The sequence below is a fragment of the Halorubrum alkaliphilum genome (assembly GCF_017873815.1).
Taxonomy (GTDB): Archaea; Halobacteriota; Halobacteria; order Halobacteriales; family Haloferacaceae; genus Halorubrum; species Halorubrum alkaliphilum.
This window is the reverse complement of sequence record NZ_JAGGKQ010000055.1, coordinates 1-1,891: the sequence shown is the minus strand read 5'-3', so window position 1 is coordinate 1,891 and position 1,891 is coordinate 1. Positions and strand designations below refer to the sequence as shown.

At 49.8% G+C, this 1,891-nt stretch carries 2 protein-coding genes; both read right to left on the bottom strand.

Annotation, left to right across the window (positions count from 1 at the left end; translation table 11 throughout):
• Positions 1-341: 341 nt before the first annotated feature.
• On the bottom strand, positions 342-716 hold the full coding sequence (locus J2751_RS15410; protein WP_209487331.1) for a DUF7344 domain-containing protein: 375 nt from the start codon (positions 714-716) through the stop codon (positions 342-344).
• Positions 717-836: 120 nt separating this feature from the next.
• Positions 837-1,502, bottom strand: coding sequence for a helix-turn-helix domain-containing protein (locus tag J2751_RS15405; RefSeq protein WP_209487329.1), 666 nt, complete (start codon positions 1,500-1,502; stop codon positions 837-839).
• Positions 1,503-1,891: the final 389 nt, after the last annotated feature.

Below are 1,891 nucleotides of genomic sequence, written 5' to 3'. Positions count from 1 at the left end.
CCGCGACTCCCCAGCGACACAGTAATTCAGCAGTAGTGAACGATCTATGAGACTGCTACGAAATCGTCTCGACATGGAACTGCTATCCAACTACTACGAAGAAAAACGACCATTGAAGATTGGACAAATGGACTATTTGATCTGCGTCTTCTTAACTTAGAAGGACCGCATCGCGTGTCCACCATTATATGGGATCATCCAATTGTTATCACTCCCGACGAAATCCGAATCTATGAGCATTTGTGACTCAATCCGAATAATTGCGAATCCGCCTTTCGACCTACGGCTGCTAGTCGCCGTGTTTTGAGTACATTAACTTATTGAAGAGAGGCGCAGGTTTGTCATTTGTCATCTGGACCGGGGATATCCGAAACCGCGTTCCAAATCGCTATGATGCAAGGGGAGTTATCCCCAAGTTCGACGGTGTTCTCATTCCGATGAAAGACGACAACATCGGCGTCAGCCAATTTCGGAATATGCAACTGATGTACGTGGGTATGGATGCTATCGTGGAGATCCGAGGGTGCCGTGGATGATTCCCGGGACTCCGCGTCAGCAATCTGTTTGGCAAGGTCGGCTATCGGTATCGGAGTCGTTTCCTCTTGGAGATGATAGATAATGTCCCGACAGCGCTTCTCTGCCAGCAAGCCAAGTGCCGTATCCAGAGAGAGGTCAGTCTTCCATTCTGTCAGTCCTCTTTTCTCGACAGACGACATCATATATATCCATTTTCAGGCCTACCTAATACCAAATTCGGAGGTATATACAACTCTTATAAATAGCTCGTCCGACCATATCTTATTGACATACGGTTCCTGCCAGCGCGGCGCGCGCTTCTAATCCCGCGAGTTGAGTTCCTCGATAGTGAGGACATTACTGACGATATTCCCGTGGGCTCGACGGAGGCGTTTCGAAAGAGCCTGTTGAGATATCCCAAGGGCTTCAGCAATCTCCGTCATCGTGGCCGCCGGAGGGATTTCATAAAAGCCGGCATCAAGGGCAGCGACGAGAGCCTCGCGCTGTTTGGGGGTGATGCCGAACTGTCCGCCCCCCTTTACTGTTGTGGGATTGTATATCCGGTTCACGGTCAGCGGAATGTTGTTTTCTTCGCAATACTCGTTGAAGGCCGAAAGGTTTGGCTGGTTGTCGAATCGCAGCCGAAGTTCCCACCTCTGATTACGTCCCGTCGCTTCCAGAACGGTTGCGCCTGCCTCAAGATACGCCTGCGCGATAGATTCGACATCAGTCGGCCACACGGCTCGATAAAGCGTCTCCTTTTCAAGCATGTCAACGCGGGTATATTCCAAGACTGATGGATCATCCTCAAGAGCGGATTTGAACCGCTCCATATCACCACCACGAACCCAAAAATACGGGGTCAGAATCCCACTCTCGTGCGCGACAACCCGCTCAATTTGCACACTCATTTCCGGTACTTCGTCGAGGGTTTGCTGCATTGCCAGCGCACTGGCCGGCACAGTAAATTCTCCGATGACGCTCATTGATATAGTCTCATGCGAATATGATACGGTAGGAATAATAAATGCGATTCTTTGACGTTGTGCTTGATAGCCCGATTCGAATTCCTCTCGATGTGTCTCTGTTCTGTATACCTGTTCTATTTGAGCTCCAAATGTAGCGCTTTCAGTGCAACATACGCGCTGTGTATTCAGCACGGCTCCAAGAACATATCAACGGTTAAGTATTTCAACAGAGCCAGCAAAGTCTAAACGGTTCTGCGACGCGACCAAATGTTTGCGGGTGATTCAAACTGGAATCATAAGGAAGCCTTCGGTCCATCCGTCTTTAGCTAAGCGAAGAACCGCGTGACAGCAGCGGCTTATCGAGGCTACTTTTCGGAAGGAATGAGGAGGTGTCGAGTGTGTACAAC